Origin of the sequence: Pseudomonas huaxiensis, assembly GCF_003231275.1 — a bacterium.
Taxonomy (GTDB): domain Bacteria; phylum Pseudomonadota; class Gammaproteobacteria; order Pseudomonadales; family Pseudomonadaceae; genus Aquipseudomonas; species Aquipseudomonas huaxiensis.
Window position 1 is genome coordinate 35,933 of the sequence record NZ_QKVL01000024.1, and the last position, 16,954, is coordinate 52,886.

Below are 16,954 nucleotides of genomic sequence, written 5' to 3' on the forward strand. Positions count from 1 at the left end.
GGGCGAAGGTATTTGCCGCCACGGGAGACTGGGGTTTTAAATGCAAGCTCTTATTCCGTCAATGAAGCAGTTATCTATCTGTTAGTACTTATTTGCATAACGATAGAGCACTGTTCCAAAGACAACTTCCGTGTCGTCAGCCAATGAGGGTTTGAACCATGAGCAATGCCGCACTCGCCGCAACCCCTGTCAGCCATGCGCTGGACATTCACCCGGTCGCCGGACGCATCGGCGCCGAAGTGCGTGGCGTGCAACTGAGCGCCGATCTGGAGCCGGCGTTGATCGAGGCCATCCAGGCCGCGCTGGTGGAACACAAGGTGCTGTTCTTCCGCGCCCAGCACCACCTCGACGACCAGGGCCAGGAAGCCTTCGCCCACCTGCTCGGCGAGCCGATCGCCCACCCCACGGTGCCAGTGCGTGACGGCACTCGCTACCTGCTGGAACTGGATGGCGGCGAAGGGCGCCGCGCCAACTCCTGGCACACCGACGTGACCTTTGTCGACGCTTACCCCAAGGCCTCGATCCTGCGCTCGGTGGTGGCGCCGGTGTCTGGCGGCGACACGGTCTGGGCCAACACCGCGACGGCCTACAACGACCTGTCGCCGGCGCTCAAGGCCCTCGCCGAAGAGCTGTGGGCAGTGCACAGCAACGAATACGACTACGCCGGGGCCAAGCCCAATGTCAGCGTCGAGCAACTGGAAAGTTATCGTCGGATCTTCACTTCGACCGTGTACGAGACCGAGCATCCGGTGGTGCGGGTGCACCCGGTCAGCGGTGAGAAGCACCTGCTGCTGGGACATTTCGTCAAACGCCTGAAGGGGTATTCGCAGAACGATTCACAGCATCTGTTCAGCTTGTTGCAGGGGTATGTGACGCGTCTGGAGAACACCGTGCGCTGGCGCTGGCAGGCGGGTGACGTGGCAATCTGGGACAACCGCGCGACCCAGCATTACGCGGTGGATGACTACGGCACCCAGGGGCGGGTGGTGCGCCGGGTGACGCTGCAGGGGGATGTGCCGGTGAGTGTGGCGGGGGAGCGGAGCCGGACGGTAAAAGGCGCCTGACCTTCAGAAGCATCGCCGGCAAGCCGGCTCCCACAGGTTTTGCATGCACCGCAAAACCTGTGGGAGCTGGCTTGCCAGCGATGAGGCCCTTGAAACCTCAGAGAATCCCGATCGGATAGCTGATGATCAGCCGGTTCTCATCAAACGAGTTGGTGCTGTAGTCCCGACGCATGGTCGAGTTACGCCATTTCATCGACAGGTTCTTCAGCGCACCGCTCTGAATCACGTAGGCCAGTTCCGATTCCCGTGCCCATTCTTCACCGTCGTCCACCGCGGCGGTGTGCACGTTGTCGCCCTTGATGTAGCGGTTCATCAGGGTCAGACCGGGTACGCCGAGGGCGGCGAAGTTGTAGTCGTGGCGCACTTGCCAGGAGCGTTCCTGAGCGTTGTCGAAGCTCGAGTTGTAGCTGTCGTTGGCCAGGGTGCCGCCGCTGGTGCCGTTGACGCGCATCCAGGCATCGTCGCCGCTGACTTTCTGCAGGCCGACGTAGAAGGTGCTGCCACCGTAGCGGGCCGAAAGCAGGGCCGAGGCGGTGCGGTTGTCGAGGTCGCCGGCACGGGCCGAGCCATCTTCCTTGCCGAGGAAGTAACCGAGGTTGGCACCCAGGGTCCAGTCGCCCAGCGGTTGGCTGTGCACCAGGTTGATGTACTGCTGCTGGTAGATGTCCTTCAGTTCCGCGTTCCACAGACCGATCAGGGTGCGCTTTTCGTTGAAGGTGAATTCACCACCGGCGAAGTTGAAGCGATCGGAGGTGATTCCTCCACGGCCGTTCATGAACATGTCTTCCATGCTCGCGTCGTTGCGCGGGCTGTTGCCGCGGAACTGACCGGCATAGAGGGTCAGGCCGTCGATTTCCTGCGAGGTGAGCTGGCCACCGCGGAAGGTTTGTGGCAGCGAGCGACCGTCGTCCGAGCGGAGAATCGGCAGCACCGGCATCCACTCGCCGACTTTCAGTTCGGTCTTCGACACTTTGGCTTTCAGCGCCACACCGAGACGACCGAAATCGTCGGCCGGGCGACCGTCGTCATGCACCGGCAGCAGGTGTGTGCCCGCAGTGCCTTTGCCGCCGTCGAGCTTGACCGAATACAGACCGAGGATATCGACACCGAAGCCGACAGTGCCTTGGGTGAAGCCGGACTTGGCGTCGAGGATGAAACTCTGAGTCCATTCCTCGCCTTTGCCCTGAGCGTTGGCCGGGTCGACGAAATTGCGGTTGATGTAGAAATTGCGCAGGTTCAGGGAGGCCTTGGCGTCCTCGACGAAGCCGCTTTCAGCAGCCAGGGCGGGGAGGGCGCAAGTCATGGCAATGAAGCCGGGAAGCAGGTGTCGTGCTGGGTGCGGAGTGTTCATCGTCAATGTGTCTCTTGTTTTTATGTAAGCGAAACCATCCGCCATGACTGAAAAGGGTCACAGGCCGGGTTGCGTCTTTGGGGTTTGCGTTGGGAAAAGCGGCAAGAGGATGGTGCTGTGACGGGCGGGGACGAATCAATTCGTTACAGGCGGTAATGGGCGATTATCGAACACTAACTGAATAGTTAGTTCAGAGGGGCAGCTTCAAGCTTGAAGCTTCAAGCAGAAAGAAAAAGCAGCCCAACGCGGACTGCTTCTTCTTGCGGCTTACGGCTTGCGGCTTGCAGCTTAAAGCTGCGTCCGCTCGTACCAGCCGCCACCGAGGGCCTTGTACAGGTTGACCTCGCTGACCACCTGCGACAGCCGGTCAGTGATCAGCGACTGCTGGGCACTGAACAGGTTGCGCTGAGCGTCGAGGAACACCAGGTTGCTGTCGACGCCGATACGGTAGCGACGCTCGGCCAGGCGGTAGTAATTCTGGTTGGCGGCGACCAGATCGCGCTGGGCCTGCAACTGCTGGTTGAAGGTCTGCCGCGCTGCCAGGCCATCGGAGACTTCCTGGAAGGCGGTCTGGATGGTTTTTTCGTACTTGGCGATGTTGATATCTTTCTGGATCTTCGAGTAATCGAGGCTGGCCTTGAGCGAACCGGCATTGAAGATCGGCAGATTGATCTGCGGCTGGAACAGCCACGTGCCGGAGCCGCCCTTGAACAGGCCGCTCATGTCGGAGCTCAGGGTCCCGGCATTGGCGGTCAGGCTGATGCTTGGGAAGAACGCCGCACGGGCAGCGCCGATATTGGCGTTGGCGCCCTTGAGCAGGTGCTCGGCTTCCATGATGTCCGGACGCCGGGTCAGCAGGTCCGATGGCAGGCCGGCCGGCATTTCCGCGAGCAGGTCGCCGTCCAGCGGCAGGGCCGCCGGCAGGTTGCCCGGCAGACCGGCGCCGACCAGCAGAGTCAGGCTGTTGAGGTCCTGGGCCACCAGGCGCTGGTACTGCGCCAGCTTGACCCGGGCGCCTTCGACCGCGGTACGCGCCTGGCTCAGGTCCAGGGCCGAGGCCACGCCGACGTCGCTGCTGCGCTTGGTCAGCTTGAAGCTTTCCTCGTAGGTCTTGAGCGTCTCGCCGGTCAGCTTGAGCAGGGCCTGGTCGGCCTGCCAGGTGTAGTAGGCGTTGGCGACGCTGGCCACCAGGGCGATCTGCGTCGAACGGCGCGCCTGTTCACTGGACAGGTAGGTTTCCAGGGCCTGTTGGCTCAGGCTGCGCACCCGGCCGAACAGGTCCAGCTCATAGGCGCTGACGCCGATGGTGGCCGAGTATTGGCTGCTGATGGTCGACTGACCGGTCTGCGACATGTCCGCCGGCGTGCGCTGGCGTTGGCCGCTGGCGTTGGCCGAGACTGCCGGGAACAGGTCGGCGCGCTGGATGCGGTACTGCGCGCGGTAGGCGTCGATGTTCAGCGCCGCGACCCGCAGGTCGCGGTTGTTTTCCAGCGAACCCTGGATCAGCTGCTGCAGCGCCGGGTCGTGGAAGAACTGGCGCCAGCCTTGCTCGGCGGCGGCCACCTGGGCCGACTCGGCCGGCGAGTAGGCCGGGCCTGCCGGCCACTCAGCCGCCACCGGTGCCTCAGGGGTCTTGTACTCGGGGATCAGCGAACATCCTCCCAGGATGAACGCGGTGACCGCCAGGGATATCAGGGACTTGGTCATTGCCCAGCCTCATAGCGTGGAGTTTCAGGTGTGGCGTCTTCTTCGGGCTTTTTGCTGCCGAACAGCGACGACACGCTAACGAAGAACAGTGGCACCCAGAAGATGGCCAGAACGGTGGCCGTGATCATACCGCCGATCACTCCGGTACCAATGGCGTGCTGGCTGCCCGAACCTGCACCGGTGGCGATGGTCAGCGGCACCACGCCGAGGATGAACGCCAGCGAGGTCATGATGATCGGGCGCAGACGCATGCGGCAGGCTTCGATGGCGGCGTCGGCGAGGCTGCGACCCTGTTCGTGCAGTTCCTTGGCGAACTCGACGATCAGGATCGCGTTCTTCGCCGCGAGACCGATGGTGGTCAGCAGCCCCACCAGGAAGTACACGTCGTTGGACAGCCCGCGCATGCTGGCCGCCATCAGTGCACCGATGATACCCAGCGGTACCACCAGCACGACCGCGATCGGAATCGACCAGCTTTCGTACAGTGCTGCCAGGCACAGGAACACCATCAGCAGCGACAGCGCGAACAGTGCTGGCATCTGCGAGCCCGACAGCTTCTCTTCATACGACATGCCGGTCCATGCGAAGCCGACACCGGCTGGCAGTTGAGCGGCCAGGCGTTCGACCTCGGCCATCGCCTCACCGGTACTGTAGCCAGGGGCTGGCGCACCGAGGACTTCCATTGCTTCGACACCGTTGTAACGCGACAGCTTCGGCGCACCGTAAATCCACTCGCCCTTGGCGAAGGAGGAGAACGGCACCATCTCGCCAGCGGCGTTGCGCACGTACCATTTCTGCAGGTCTTCCGGACTCATCCGCGACGAGGCTTCGCCCTGGAGGTAGACCTTCTTGACCCGGCCACGGTCGATGAAGTCGTTGACGTAGCTGGCACCGAGGGCGATCGACAGGGTGTTGTTGATATCGGAGATGGTGACGCCCAGTGCGCTGGCGCGTTCATCGTCGATGGTCAACTGGTACTGCGGTTCGTCGTTCAGGCCGTTCGGACGCACGGCGGACAGGATCTTGCTTTGCGCTGCCATGCCGAGGAACTGGTTGCGGGCTTCCATCAGCTTGGCGTGGCCGACACCGGCGCGGTCCTGCAGGAACACGTCGAAACCGGTGGCGTTACCCAGCTCCAGTACCGCAGGCGGGGCGAAGGCGAACACCATCGCGTCGCGGAAGGTGAAGAAGTGCTGCTGGGCGCGGGTTGCCAGGTTGAACACACTGTTTTCGGCAGAGCGCTCGCCCCACGGCTTGAGCATGATGAAGGCCATACCCGAGCTCTGGCCGCGGCCCGCGAAGTTGAAGCCGTTCACGGTGAACACCGAGGCGACCGTATCGGATTCCTTGTCCAGTAGGTAGGCGCGCATTTCATCGACCACCGCCTGGGTGCGCTCGGCACTGGAGCCGGCCGGGGTTTGCACCTGGGCGAACAGCACGCCCTGGTCTTCCTCGGGCAGGAACGCAGTCGGGATGCGCATGAACAGCCAGACCATGCCGACCACGATCAGGATGTAGGCGAGGAAATACGGGGCCTTGTGGCGCAGGATGTTACCCACGCCGCGCTCGTAGCTCTGCACGCTGCGGTCGAAGTTGCGGTTGAACCAGCCGAAGAAGCCGCGCTTGGCCGTGTGGTGCTCGCCTTTCTTGACCGGCTTGAGCATGGTGGCGCAAAGCGCCGGGGTGAAGATCAAGGCAACCAGCACCGACAGGCCCATGGCCGAAACGATGGTGATCGAGAACTGCCGGTAGATCACACCCGTGGAGCCGCCGAAGAAGGCCATCGGCAGCAGCACCGCCGAGAGTACCAAGGCGATACCGACCAGTGCGCCCTGGATCTGGCCCATGGACTTCTTGGTCGCTTCCTTGGGTGAAAGCCCCTCTTCGGACATCACCCGCTCGACGTTTTCCACCACGACGATGGCATCGTCCACCAGCAGGCCGATGGCCAGGACCATCGCGAACATGGTCAGGGTGTTGATGCTGAAACCCGAAGCGGCAAGGATGCCGAACGTGCCCAGCAATACCACCGGCACCGTCATGGTGGTGATGACCGTAGCGCGGAAGTTCTGCAGGAACAGGTACATCACCAGGAACACCAGCACGATCGCTTCGATCAGGGTGTGGATCACGCCGCTGATCGATTCGGTCACCACCGGGGTGGTGTCATACGGGAATACGGCCTTCATGCCTGGCGGGAAGAACGGTTCGAGGTCGGAGATGGTCTTGCGCAGCGCCTTGGCGGTATCCAGGGCGTTGGAGCCGGTTGCCAGTTTCACGGCCAGACCAGAGGCCGGCTTGCCGTTGAACTGGGCGCTGACCGCGTAGTTTTCACCACCCAGCGCGACCTTGGCGACATCGCCCAGGCGCACTTGCGAACCGTCGCGGTTGACCTTGAGCAGAATCTTTTCGAACTGCTCGGCGGTCTGCAGGCGGGTCTTGCCGATGATGGTCGCGTTCAGTTGCTGGCCGGGCAGGGCGGGCAGGCCGCCGAGCTGACCGGACGACACCTGGACGTTCTGCGCGGCAACGGCGGTTTTCACGTCTACCGGGGTCAACTGGAACTTGTTCAGCTTGGCCGGATCGAGCCAGATACGCATCGCGTACTGGGCACCGAAGACCTGGAAGTCACCGACACCGGCGGTCCGCGAGATCGGGTCCTGCATGTTGGAGACGATGTAGTTGGCCAGGTCGTCCTTGGTCATGCTGCCGTCTTCCGACACCAGACCGATCACCAACAGGAAGTTCTTCACCGCCTTGGTCACGCGGATACCCTGCTGCTGCACTTCTTGCGGCAGCAGCGGGGTGGCCAGGTTCAGCTTGTTCTGCACCTGGACCTGCGCGGTGTCAGGGTTGGTGCCCTGCTCGAAGGTCGCGGTGATGGTCATGCTGCCGTCGGAGTTACTTTCCGACGATACATAACGCAGGTTGTCGATACCGTTGAGCTGTTGCTCGATCACCTGGACCACGGTGTCCTGCACGGTCTGCGCGGAAGCGCCCGGGTAGGTCACGGCAATGGCGATCGCTGGCGGGGCGATGCTCGGGTACTGGTTGATCGGCAGCTTGAGGATCGACAGCGCCCCGACCAGCATGATCACGAGGGCGATCACCCAGGCGAAGATCGGGCGATCGATAAAGAATCTCGACATGGTTTATTCCCCTTTGGCCCCTGCGGTCGCGGCATTGGCCTGGGTTGGCTGGGCAGGCTTGATGTTGGTGGCTTCGCTCACCTTCACTTCGGCGCCCGGCTTGACGTATTGCAGGCCTTCGGTGATCAGGCGGTCGCCTGGGTTCAGGCCTTCTTCGATCAGCCAGTCACTGCCGACGGTACGGCTGGCCTTGAGCTGACGCAGCTCGACCTTGTTGTCCTGGTTGACCACCAGGGCGGTCGGCTGGCCTTTCAGGTCGCGGGTCACGCCTTGTTGCGGCGCGAGGATGGCGGCGGCGTTCACACCGTTGTTGAGGCGCGCGTGGACGAACATGCCAGGCAGCAGGTTGTGCTCCGGGTTGGGGAACACGGCGCGCAGGGTCACGGAACCTGTGGTCTGGTCGACCGAGACTTCGGAGAACTCCAGGCGGCCTTCCTGAGCGTAGGTGCTGCCGTCTTCCAGGTTGAGGGTGACCTTGGCGGCGTTCTCGCCGACCTTCTGCAGGCGGCCGCTTTCCAGCTCGCGACGCAGCTTGAGCAGCTCGGCCGAGGACTGGGTGACGTCGACGTAGATCGGGTCCAGTTGCTGGATCACGGCCATGGCGTCGGTCTGGCCGTTGCTGACCAGCGCGCCCTCGGTGAAGTTGGAGCGCCCGATACGGCCGCTCAGCGGCGCGAGGACCTTGGTGTAGCGCAGGTCGATCTCGGCGCTCTTCAGCGTCGCTTCAGCCTGCAAACGTTTGGCCTGGGCGTCGTCGAATTCCTGGCGGCTGACGGCTTGTTCGGCCACCAGCTGCTTGTAGCGCTCGGACAGCGAGCGGGTCGATTGCAGGTTGGCCTTGGCGCTGGCCAGGGTCGCCTCGTAGACCGCCGAGTCAATCTGGTAGAGCTGCTGGCCGTCTTTGACCTCGCTGCCTTCCTTGAACAGGCGCTTGAGGATGATGCCGTTTACCTGCGGACGCACTTCCGCCACCCGGTACGCAATGGTGCGACCTGGTAGATCGGAGACGAGGGTATAGGGTTGGGCCTGAAGGGTGACGACGCCGACCTGAGGAATCTGCGCCACGGGCGCCGCTTCTTCCTTTTTACAGCCGCTGAGCAGTGTTGCCAGGGCGACGGCGGAAACCAGAGCGGAAACAGCTGGCTTGAGTTGCATGAAGATCCTCGGGTCAGAAAGAGCTGAAGACGCTCAAGAGTAATAGAAAACGGGATGTAGGAAAAAACTCTATCCGGCTGGATAAGTAGCATGCTAATGAATATACTTACATTCATGCTTGTTTGTAAACACCCGTTACCTTGTCTTCTCATTGCGCAAGGCACGAAACTAGAACACCCGGAACGCGGCCCCACCCAGGTCGCACCGGATCAGAAATCGGTCGCCCGATGCAGGTGGCCGGCTCCTTGATGAGGTTGTACTGCCATGGTCCATCGAACCAAAGAGGAAGCTCAGGAAACCCGTAACCAGATCCTCGAAGCTGCGGAAAAAGCCTTTTACAAGCGCGGGATTGCGCGTACCACCCTTGCCGACATCGCGGAATTGGCTGGCGTGACCCGTGGTGCCATCTACTGGCATTTCGACAATAAAGCCGAACTGGTGCAGGCCCTGCTCGACAGCCTGCAAGAGCCGCTGGACGCCCTGGCCCAGGCCAGCGAAAGCGAGGACGAACTCGACCCGCTGGGCTGCATGCGCAAGCTGCTGGTGCAGTTGATGCACCAGATGGCCAGCGACCCGAAGACGCGGCGTATCAATGAAATCCTTCATCACAAATGTGAATTCACCGACGAGATGTGCGAGATCCGTCTCCAGCGCCAGAGCGCGACCGTCGAGTGTCACGAACGCATCACCCGCTCACTGGGCAACGCCATCAAGCGCGGGCAGTTGCCGACCGATGTCGACCCGGAGCGCGCGGCCGTGGCGTTGTTTGCCTACATCGACGGATTGATCCGACGCTGGCTGCTGTTGCCGGACAGTTTTGACCTGTTCAACGATGCGGAACGCTGGGTCGATACAGGGCTCGACATGCTGCGCGTGAGCCCGGCCCTGCGCAATTGAGGTTTTGTGAGCGTTTGTGAATCTTTGTATTTCCAATTGAGTTGAGTTGTTTCCGACGCCGGGCTGAGCAAGAATCCGCCTGGCGTCGTCATTATGGGTGCTGGGGTCCAGGTGGATACTTAGCTGGCTAATTAAATTTTCTTCATCGAGTCCGCACATGACCGCGCAGATTCCGTCCCTTCGAGGCGCCGAGCAACCGCTGCGGGGGATTGCCCTGATCTGCCTGGCGGTGCTGCTGTTCGCCAGCCACGACGCCCTGTCCAAATACCTGTCCGGTTTCTACGCCATCGTCATGGTGGTGTGGGCGCGCTATGTGGTGCACACCCTGTTGATGCTGGTGGTATTTGTGCCGCGCACCGGGCTGTCGGCGGTGGTGCGCACGCGGCGGCCGCTGCTGCAACTGGCCCGGGCGTTGTGCCTGATCGGCACCAGCCTGCTGTTCACCACCGGCTTGCGGTATATCCCGCTGGCTGAAGCCACGGCGGTCAACTTTCTCGCGCCGTTGCTGGTGACCGCATTGTCGGTGCCGCTGCTGGGTGAGCGGGTCAGTCGTGGGCAGTGGATCGCGGTGCTCGCCGGCTTTGTCGGCGTGCTGATCGTGATTCGCCCCGGTGGCGCGCTGTTTACCCCGGCGATCCTGCTGCCGCTGGGTTCGGCCTTCTGCTTTGGCTGCTATCAGTTGCTGACCCGCAAGCTCAGCGCCACCGACAGCCCGACCACCAGCAACTTCCTCACCGGGATCTTCAACAGCCTGATCATGACCGCGCTGGTGCCGTTCTTCTGGAGCGTGCCGACCTTCAGCCACGCCCTGTTCATGCTTTGCCTCGGCACCTGCGGAATGCTCGGTCACATGCTTCTGACCCAGGCCTTCCGCCATGCCGCGCCGGCGATGCTGGCGCCGTTCAGTTATGGCCAGATTATCTTCGCCGGGATGTTCGGCTACCTGATCTTCGACCACAGCCCGGACGTCTTTGGCGTAGTCGGCATCTCCATCATCTGCCTCAGCGGCCTGGCCGTGGCCTGGGTGCAGCGACGCGGTTGAACGTCGGTCAGTGACCGCGCAGCTCGCGATTGGGCAAGGCCAGCGCCGCCGCCAGGCCGAACAGCGAAATCGCCGCACTGCCCAGCAACAGGTTGCGGAACGTAACCGACAGCTCGGCCTGCACCGCCAGGCTCGCCTCACCGGTGCGCAGGCTACCAAGTAGCGCTTCGCCCGCAAGGGTGTAGCCGCCGTCTTGCAACATCGCCAGCAACAAGGCCGACATAAGGGCCACGCCTACTGCGCCGCCGAGCGAGCGAAACAGGTTGGTTGTGCTGGTGGCGACGCCGATGTCCTGCTGTTGCACCGCACTTTGGGTCGCCACCAGCGAGGTCGGGAACTGGGTGCCGGAAGCGATGCCGGTCAGCAGCATGAACAGCCCGCTGAGCAGGCCGGAGGAGGGTGGGCTCAGCGCCATGCCGACAATCGACAGCGGCATCAGCACGCTGCCGAAGAGAATCTGTGGCTTGAAGCGGCCGGTCATGTTGGTCAGGCGACCGGCGCAGTAAGCCCCGATCGGCAGGCCCATGGCCAGCGGCAGCAGGTGCAGCGCGGCGCTGTCGGCACCGGCGCCGGTGATGCTCTGGTAGCGCAGCGGCATCAGCATGGTCAGCGAAATGGCCTGGAAGCTGGTGAAGAAGATGGTGCACCAGCACAGCACCGCGACCCGGTTGCCAAACAGCTTCAGCGGCAGCAGCGGTTCCGGCGCGCGGCGTTCATAGAGCACGAACAGCGTCAGACCGAACAGCGCGGCCGCCAATAGCGCCAGCACCGCCTGGCTGTGCCACGGGTGGCCCTGGCCGATCAGGGTGATGGCGAGCAGCAGGCCAGTGAGGCCGAGGATCAACAGCAAGGCGCCGGGATAATCGACCTTGGCCTGACGCTGCGGAGTCGCCAGCCCGCGCAGGCTGTTGCGGGTCACCCACCAGGCGGTCAGGCCCAGCGGCAGGTTCAGCCAGAACACCCAGCGCCACGACAGGTACTCGGTCAGCAGGCCACCGAGCACCGGCCCGGCCACACTCGCCGCCGCGTACATGCTGCTGAAGTAGCCCTGATAGCGCCCGCGTTCCCGAGGCGGCACCAGATCGCCGAGGATCGCCTGACTGACCGAGACCATGCCGCCAGCGCCGATGCCTTGCAGTACCCGCGCCAGCACCAGTTGTTCCATGTTCTGGGCGGCGGCGCAGAACACCGAAGCGAGAGTAAAGATCGCCGTGCCGGACAGGATCATCCGTCGCCGCCCATACAAATCGCCGAGCTTGCCGTAGATCGGCGTGGCCACGGTCATCGCCACCATGTAGCCGGAGATCACCCAGGCCAGCAGGCCAACATCGTTGAATTGCGCGGAGATCGCCGGCATCGATACGGCGATGATGGTCTGGTCGAGGGCGCCGAGGAAGATGGCCAGCATCAGCGCGACGAGGACGGTCTTGATGGCGGGTTGGGGTGTGCTCAGTTGGGTCACGGCAGGCTCGTTACTTATTGGAGTCTTCAGGACCGCAGCGATGAGGCCCTGAAGATCGAAGCAAAGTATGTCCGAGTCTATCCGATAGCTTGCTAAGCGTCTGCAATGGCCTCGTAAGGCAGCCCGACGTAGTTTTCCGCCAGGGTCTTGCGCCCCGCCTCGGAGCTGACGAAGTAATCCAGTTCAGTCTGCTGGATGCGCTGGCTGAACGGGTCGCTGTCAGGGAAGCGGTGCAGGATCGAGGTCATCCACCACGAGAAGCGTTCGGCCTTCCAGATCCGCCGCAGGCAGATGGACGAGTATTGCTCCAGCAAGTCGGTGCGGCCTTCGGCGTAGACCCGGCGCAGGATGTTGAACAAGGTGCTGACGTCACTCGCGGCCAGGTTCAGGCCCTTGGCGCCGGTTGGCGGGACGATGTGCGCGGCGTCGCCGACGAGGAACATCCGTCCGTACTGCATCGGTTCGACCACGAAGCTGCGCAGCGGCGCGATGCTCTTTTCGATCGACGGCCCGGTCACCAGGCGTTCGGCGAGGTCGGCGGGCAGGCGGGTCTTGAGTTCGTCCCAGAAGCGCTCGTCGGACCAGTCCTCGACTTTCTCTTCGGCACCCACTTGAACGTAGTAACGGGTGCGGGTCGGCGAACGCATGCTGCACAGGGCGAAGCCGCGCTCGTGGCGGGCGTAGACCAGTTCGTCGTTGACCGGCGGGGTGTCGGCGAGGATGCCCAGCCAGCCGAACGGGTAGACCCGCTCGAACACCTTCAGCGCATCGGCCGGGATCGATTGCCGGGCGACGCCGTGGTAGCCATCGCAGCCGGCAATGTAGTCGCAGTCCAGGCGATGCACCTGGCCGTCTTTCTCGTAGGTCAGCCAGGGCTGCTCGGACTTCGGTTCATGAGGCTGTACGTTTGTCGCCTCATAGACAGTGACGGCGCCGCAGGCTTGGCGAGCGGCCATCAGGTCGCGGGTGACTTCGGTCTGGCCGTAAATCATCACGCCCTGGCCGCCGGTCAGGCCCTTGAGGTCGATGTGTTCGCGGCGACCGTCGAAGGCCAGTTCGAAACCATCATGGGGCAGGCCTTCGGCGTCCATGCGCTCGCCAACCCCGGCCTCGCGCAGCAGGTCGACCATGCCTTGTTCCAGCACGCCGGCACGGATGCGGCCGAGCACGTAGTCAGGGCTCTGGCGTTCGACGATGACGTTGGAAATCCCGGCGTTGTGCAGCAACTGGCCGAGCAGGAGACCGGACGGACCGGCACCGATGATTGCGACTTGAGTTTTCATTGTTATTGTCCCAGGCAGCTTCAGCTGAACGCCGAAGGCATCTTATAGTGGTGAGCGCCTGTATTTTTCGCCTGTAATAGCGGCGGAAGAAGGGATAAAGGCACAGCAAAACTGTACTTTTCGCCAATACGGGCGATTATCGGGCATTCACCCAAGGGGCGGACGATGGTGGCAAAAGCGGCGATTCCGGTGTTCAAGCTCTACGGCGAGTCCCTCGACTGGCCGACCCCCGATCTGCTCCACAGCGAGTCGATCCCGGCCCGCAGCCGCTTGCACCATTGGGAAATCGAGCCGCACCGGCACGCCGATCTGTGCCAGTTGCTGTTCCTTTACCGGGGCACCGCCGAGGTGGAACTGGAAGGCCAGGCGCGCACTCTGCGCGAGCCGGCGCTGCAAGTGGTGCCGCCGCTGTGCGTGCACGGTTTTCGTTTTTCCGAGGATGTCGACGGCTATGTGGTGACCCTCGCCGCGCCGCTGGTGGCCTTGCTCCACCAGCAATTGGGTAGCGCTCCGGCGCCGTTGACTCAGGCCGGCACCTGGCTGGCCGGCGCCGATGCCGACTATCTCTACAGCCTGTTCAGCACCTTGCAGGCCGAATACCAGACCGACCAGCCGGGCCGCGATCTGCAACTGCGTTCGATCATCAACCTGCTGGTGGTGTGGATCAGCCGCCGACACCTGCAACGCCAGGCTGGTGCGCAGGTGCCCGAGCGCGGCCGCGAGCAGTTGCGCCGTTTCAATCAATTGGTGGAACACAGCTTTCGCCAGCACCCCGCGGTGGAGGACCTGGCGCATCAGGTGGGGGTTTCGGTGACGTCGCTGAACACCCTCTGCCGCGAACTGGCCGGGCAGTCGGCGCTGCAGATCATTCACCAGCGGCTGTTGCTGGAGGCCAAGCGCGAGCTGATCTACACCACCCTGAGCATCAACCAGTTGGCGGACAGCCTGGGGTTCGCCGATCCGGCGTATTTCTCGCGGTTCTTCCGCCGTCTGACGGGCTTGTCACCCCGGGCCTTTCGCCAGCGCGAACCCAACGAGACCGGGCTTACCTCAGCGCACTGAGGGTGGCGGTGTGCGGCACGCAGTGGGCGAGGCCGCAACTGGCGGCGGACCACGGCTGGTTACGGGTCTGCTCGACCCGGTAGGCAGCAGTTGCATAAAGCCCCATGACGGCGACGATACCCAGGACGATGGCGCATTTTGCGGTTTTGACACCCATGATGCTGACCTCCGGCGACCAACACATGCTGTTACTCGCATGTTGCTACGAGGATAGTCCAGCACCGCGCAAGTTGCTCAGGCCAGCGCCTGGTCCCATTCCGGGATGTCGGTGAAACGCTCGGCGAGGAAGTCCAGCATGCTGCGCAGCGTCGCCGGCATGTGCTTGCGTGAGGTGTACACGGCGTAGAGGTTCAGCGGCATGGGTCTGGCGTCGGGCAGCAGGCGGATCAGTTCGCCGTTACGCAGTTTTCCGGCCGACAAGTAAGTCGGCAGCATGGCGATGCCGGCACCAGCGAGAGTTGCCTGTTGCAGGGTCAGTGCCTCGTTGGCGCTGATGTTGCCGTGCACCGGCACCGCGACGTTCTCGCCGGCCACCTCGAAGTGCCAGAGGCTGCGGCCGAAGTAGGAGTGGGTCAGGCAGTTGTGGTTGCTCAGTTCCTCCACCCGCGTTGGCACAGGGTGTCGCCGCAGGTACTCGGGCGAGGCGCAGATCACCGAATTACAGACGCTCAGGCGCCGGGCGATCAGGTTCGGGTCGATATCGTTGCTGGTGCGGATCGCCAGGTCGATGCGCTCATCCACCAGATTCACGGTGCGGTCGAGCATCTGCAGTTCGATCTTCACCAGCGGGTAGCGTTTGACGTACTCGGCCACCGCGTCCACCAGTTGCGCCTGGCCGAACGAGGTACTGACGCTGATCCGCAGCTCGCCGCGCGGTGCCTCGTCCGGGGTGCTGACGGCCGCCTGCAGGTCGCCGGCAAGGTCGAGCATCTGCCGGCAGCGCGGGAGAATTTCGTTACCGGCGGCGGTCAGGCTCAGCTTGCGCGTGGTGCGCTGCATCAGGCGTGCGCCGACCCAGTTCTCCAGGTCCGCCAGATAGCGTGAGATCACTGGGCGCGACATGTCCAGATGGTCGGCGGCGGCCGATTGGCTGCCCAGGTCGACGACGGTGACGAAGACCCGCATTGCGGTAAGACGGTCCATGATTTGCCCGATTCTTGAAACAAACTATGTCCAAGCATCGCATTTTTTGCGACGAATCGCGCAACTAAGCTGTGAGCCATTGCCCCTCACTGGAATTTCCCGATGCTTCGCCTCTTCTCGCCACGCCGGCTGTTGCTGGCCCTGTTTGCTCTTCTCTGGATCGCCCGCGCCAACGCGGCGGGTGCGCCGCTGGAACTGACGGTCTACAACCCGGGGACCGATGCGTTGTTCCCGGTCAGTTCGGTGATCGTTGCCGGCCAGCACGACGCCATTCTGGTAGACGCCCAATTCGGCAAGGCCCAGGCCGAGCAGGTGGTGGACAAGCTGCGCGCCAGCGGCAAACACCTGACCACCATCTACATCAGCCACGGCGACCCGGACTACTACTTCGGCCTCGACACCCTGGTCAGCGCCTTCCCTGACGCCCGCGTGGTCGCCAGCGCGCCGACCGTCGAGCACATCAAGAAGACCATGGACGCCAAGCTCGCCTACTGGGGCCCGCAAATGGGCAGCGACAAACCGCAGCGGCTGATCGTGCCGCAGGTGCTGGACGGTGATCGCTTGCTGCTGGAAGGCCAGGCGCTGCAAGTGATCGGCCTCGAAGGTCCGCAGCCGGATCGCAGCTTCGTCTGGATTCCGTCGATCAAGGCGGTGGTGGGCGGCATCCTCGTGGCGGAAAACCTGCACGTGTGGATGGCTGATACCCAGACCGCGCAATCCCACGCCGACTGGCTGACGGGCTTGCAGCGTATCGAAAACCTGCACCCGGTCACCGTGGTGCCGGGCCATTTCCTGGGTAAAAACAGCGGTTCGCTGGACGCGGTGCGCTTTACTGCGGGATACATTCGCGCCTTCGATGAAGAAAGCGCCCGCACCGCCAATGCCGCCGCTCTGACGGCGGCGATGAAGCAACGTTACCCGGGCCTGGCCGAGGAAAGCTCCCTGGAGCTGGGAGCCAAGGTCGCCAAGGGCGAAATGCAGTGGTAAGTCATTCAATCCTGATCGGAGGTGTTTCATGAGCAAGATCGCAATCATCGGCGCGACCGGCCGTGCTGGCAGCCAACTGCTGGAAGAGGCCCTGCGCCGTGGTCATAGCGTTACCGCCATCGCCCGTGATCCGGCGAAGTTGCAGGGCCGTGCCGGGGTAACCCCGGTGGCGCTGGACATCAAGGATGCTGCGGCGCTGGAAAAGGCGCTGGCCGGTCATGACGTGGTGCTGAGCGCCGCGCACTTTACCGGCATCCCTGCCGAGACGTTGCTGGCGCCCGCGAAAAAGGCTGGCGTGAAACGCGTACTGGTGGTCGGTGGGGCCGGCAGCCTGCTGCTGCCTGACGACTCGCGGGTTATCGACAGCCCGGACTTCCCGGAAGCCTACAAGGCCGAAGCCAGTGCTGGTGCGGTGTACCTCGATGCCCTGAAACAGGAGAAGGAACTGGACTGGACCTTCCTCTCGCCATCGGCGGAATTCGTTGAAGGCGAACGCACTGGCACCTTCCGTCTGGGCAAGGATCACCTGCTGATCGGCGCGGACGGCAAGAGCTGGATCACCTTTGCCGATTTCGCCATCGCGTTGCTGGATGAGGTCGAGAAACCAGCGCATTCGCGCCAGCGGTTTACTGTCGGGTACTGATCTAAAGGC

Annotated in this window: 14 protein-coding genes; 6 read left to right on the top strand and 8 right to left on the bottom strand. The window is 63.1% G+C overall.

The annotated features are described in order from the left end of the window. Nucleotides 1-158 precede the first annotated feature (158 nt). Complete coding sequence (locus DM374_RS21740; protein WP_110971751.1) at nt 159-1,064, top strand: TauD/TfdA dioxygenase family protein; 906 nt, start codon at nt 159-161, stop codon at nt 1,062-1,064. A gap of 97 nt (nt 1,065-1,161) precedes the next feature. Here DM374_RS21740 and DM374_RS21745 read toward each other — a convergent pair whose 3' ends face one another. The 4 genes from DM374_RS21745 to DM374_RS21760 form a co-directional block, all read right to left on the bottom strand. Beyond that, nucleotides 1,162-2,415, bottom strand: a complete 1,254-nt coding sequence (locus tag DM374_RS21745; RefSeq protein ID WP_110971752.1) for an OprD family porin — start codon at nt 2,413-2,415, stop codon at nt 1,162-1,164. A gap of 288 nt (nt 2,416-2,703) precedes the next feature. Continuing rightward, a complete protein-coding gene (gene adeC, locus DM374_RS21750) occupies nt 2,704-4,122 on the bottom strand; it encodes an AdeC/AdeK/OprM family multidrug efflux complex outer membrane factor (RefSeq protein ID WP_110971753.1) in 1,419 nt (472 codons plus the stop codon). Then, nucleotides 4,119-7,271 (bottom strand): multidrug efflux RND transporter permease subunit TtgB, encoded by a 3,153-nt coding sequence (gene ttgB, locus DM374_RS21755; protein WP_110971754.1) that lies wholly within the window; start codon nt 7,269-7,271, stop codon nt 4,119-4,121. The genes adeC and ttgB overlap by 4 nt, the downstream gene beginning before the upstream one ends. Before the next feature lie 3 nt (nt 7,272-7,274). Continuing rightward, nucleotides 7,275-8,426, bottom strand: a complete 1,152-nt coding sequence (locus DM374_RS21760; RefSeq protein WP_110971755.1) for an efflux RND transporter periplasmic adaptor subunit — start codon at nt 8,424-8,426, stop codon at nt 7,275-7,277. Nucleotides 8,427-8,690: 264 nt separating this feature from the next. On the opposite strand from DM374_RS21760, the gene DM374_RS21765 reads away from it, so the two are divergent. Continuing rightward, nucleotides 8,691-9,323 carry a TetR family transcriptional regulator gene (locus tag DM374_RS21765; protein WP_110971756.1) on the top strand — a complete coding sequence of 211 codons (633 nt, stop codon included), beginning with the start codon at nt 8,691-8,693 and terminating at the stop codon, nt 9,321-9,323. Nucleotides 9,324-9,480: 157 nt separating this feature from the next. Next, a complete protein-coding gene (locus tag DM374_RS21770) occupies nt 9,481-10,365 on the top strand; it encodes a DMT family transporter (RefSeq protein WP_110971757.1) in 885 nt (294 codons plus the stop codon). Nucleotides 10,366-10,372: 7 nt separating this feature from the next. On the opposite strand, the gene DM374_RS21775 is transcribed toward DM374_RS21770, so the two are convergent. Continuing rightward, the gene (locus DM374_RS21775; protein WP_110971797.1) at nt 10,373-11,773 is read right to left on the bottom strand and encodes an MDR family MFS transporter; all 1,401 of its coding nucleotides are present in this window, start codon (nt 11,771-11,773) and stop codon (nt 10,373-10,375) included. A gap of 146 nt (nt 11,774-11,919) precedes the next feature. Continuing rightward, nucleotides 11,920-13,110, bottom strand: coding sequence for a 4-hydroxybenzoate 3-monooxygenase (pobA, locus tag DM374_RS21780; RefSeq protein WP_110971758.1), 1,191 nt, complete (start codon nt 13,108-13,110; stop codon nt 11,920-11,922). 165 nt (nt 13,111-13,275) lie between these two features. Here pobA and DM374_RS21785 point away from each other — a divergent pair, with 165 nt between their 5' ends. Beyond that, a complete protein-coding gene (locus tag DM374_RS21785) occupies nt 13,276-14,172 on the top strand; it encodes a helix-turn-helix domain-containing protein (protein ID WP_110971759.1) in 897 nt (298 codons plus the stop codon). On the opposite strand, the gene DM374_RS33515 is transcribed toward DM374_RS21785, so the two are convergent. Next, nucleotides 14,156-14,329, bottom strand: a complete 174-nt coding sequence (locus DM374_RS33515; protein WP_175652214.1) for a hypothetical protein — start codon at nt 14,327-14,329, stop codon at nt 14,156-14,158. The two genes, DM374_RS21785 and DM374_RS33515, sit on opposite strands and share 17 nt — an antisense overlap. Before the next feature lie 77 nt (nt 14,330-14,406). After that, nucleotides 14,407-15,315, bottom strand: a complete 909-nt coding sequence (locus tag DM374_RS21790) for a LysR family transcriptional regulator (protein WP_110971760.1) — start codon at nt 15,313-15,315, stop codon at nt 14,407-14,409. A gap of 102 nt (nt 15,316-15,417) precedes the next feature. Here DM374_RS21790 and DM374_RS21795 point away from each other — a divergent pair, with 102 nt between their 5' ends. Together DM374_RS21795 and DM374_RS21800 are read left to right on the top strand one after the other, a co-directional pair. Next, nucleotides 15,418-16,302 (top strand): MBL fold metallo-hydrolase, encoded by an 885-nt coding sequence (locus DM374_RS21795; RefSeq protein WP_110971761.1) that lies wholly within the window; start codon nt 15,418-15,420, stop codon nt 16,300-16,302. A gap of 28 nt (nt 16,303-16,330) precedes the next feature. Beyond that, a complete protein-coding gene (locus DM374_RS21800; protein WP_110971762.1) occupies nt 16,331-16,945 on the top strand; it encodes an NAD(P)-dependent oxidoreductase in 615 nt (204 codons plus the stop codon). Nucleotides 16,946-16,954: the final 9 nt, after the last annotated feature.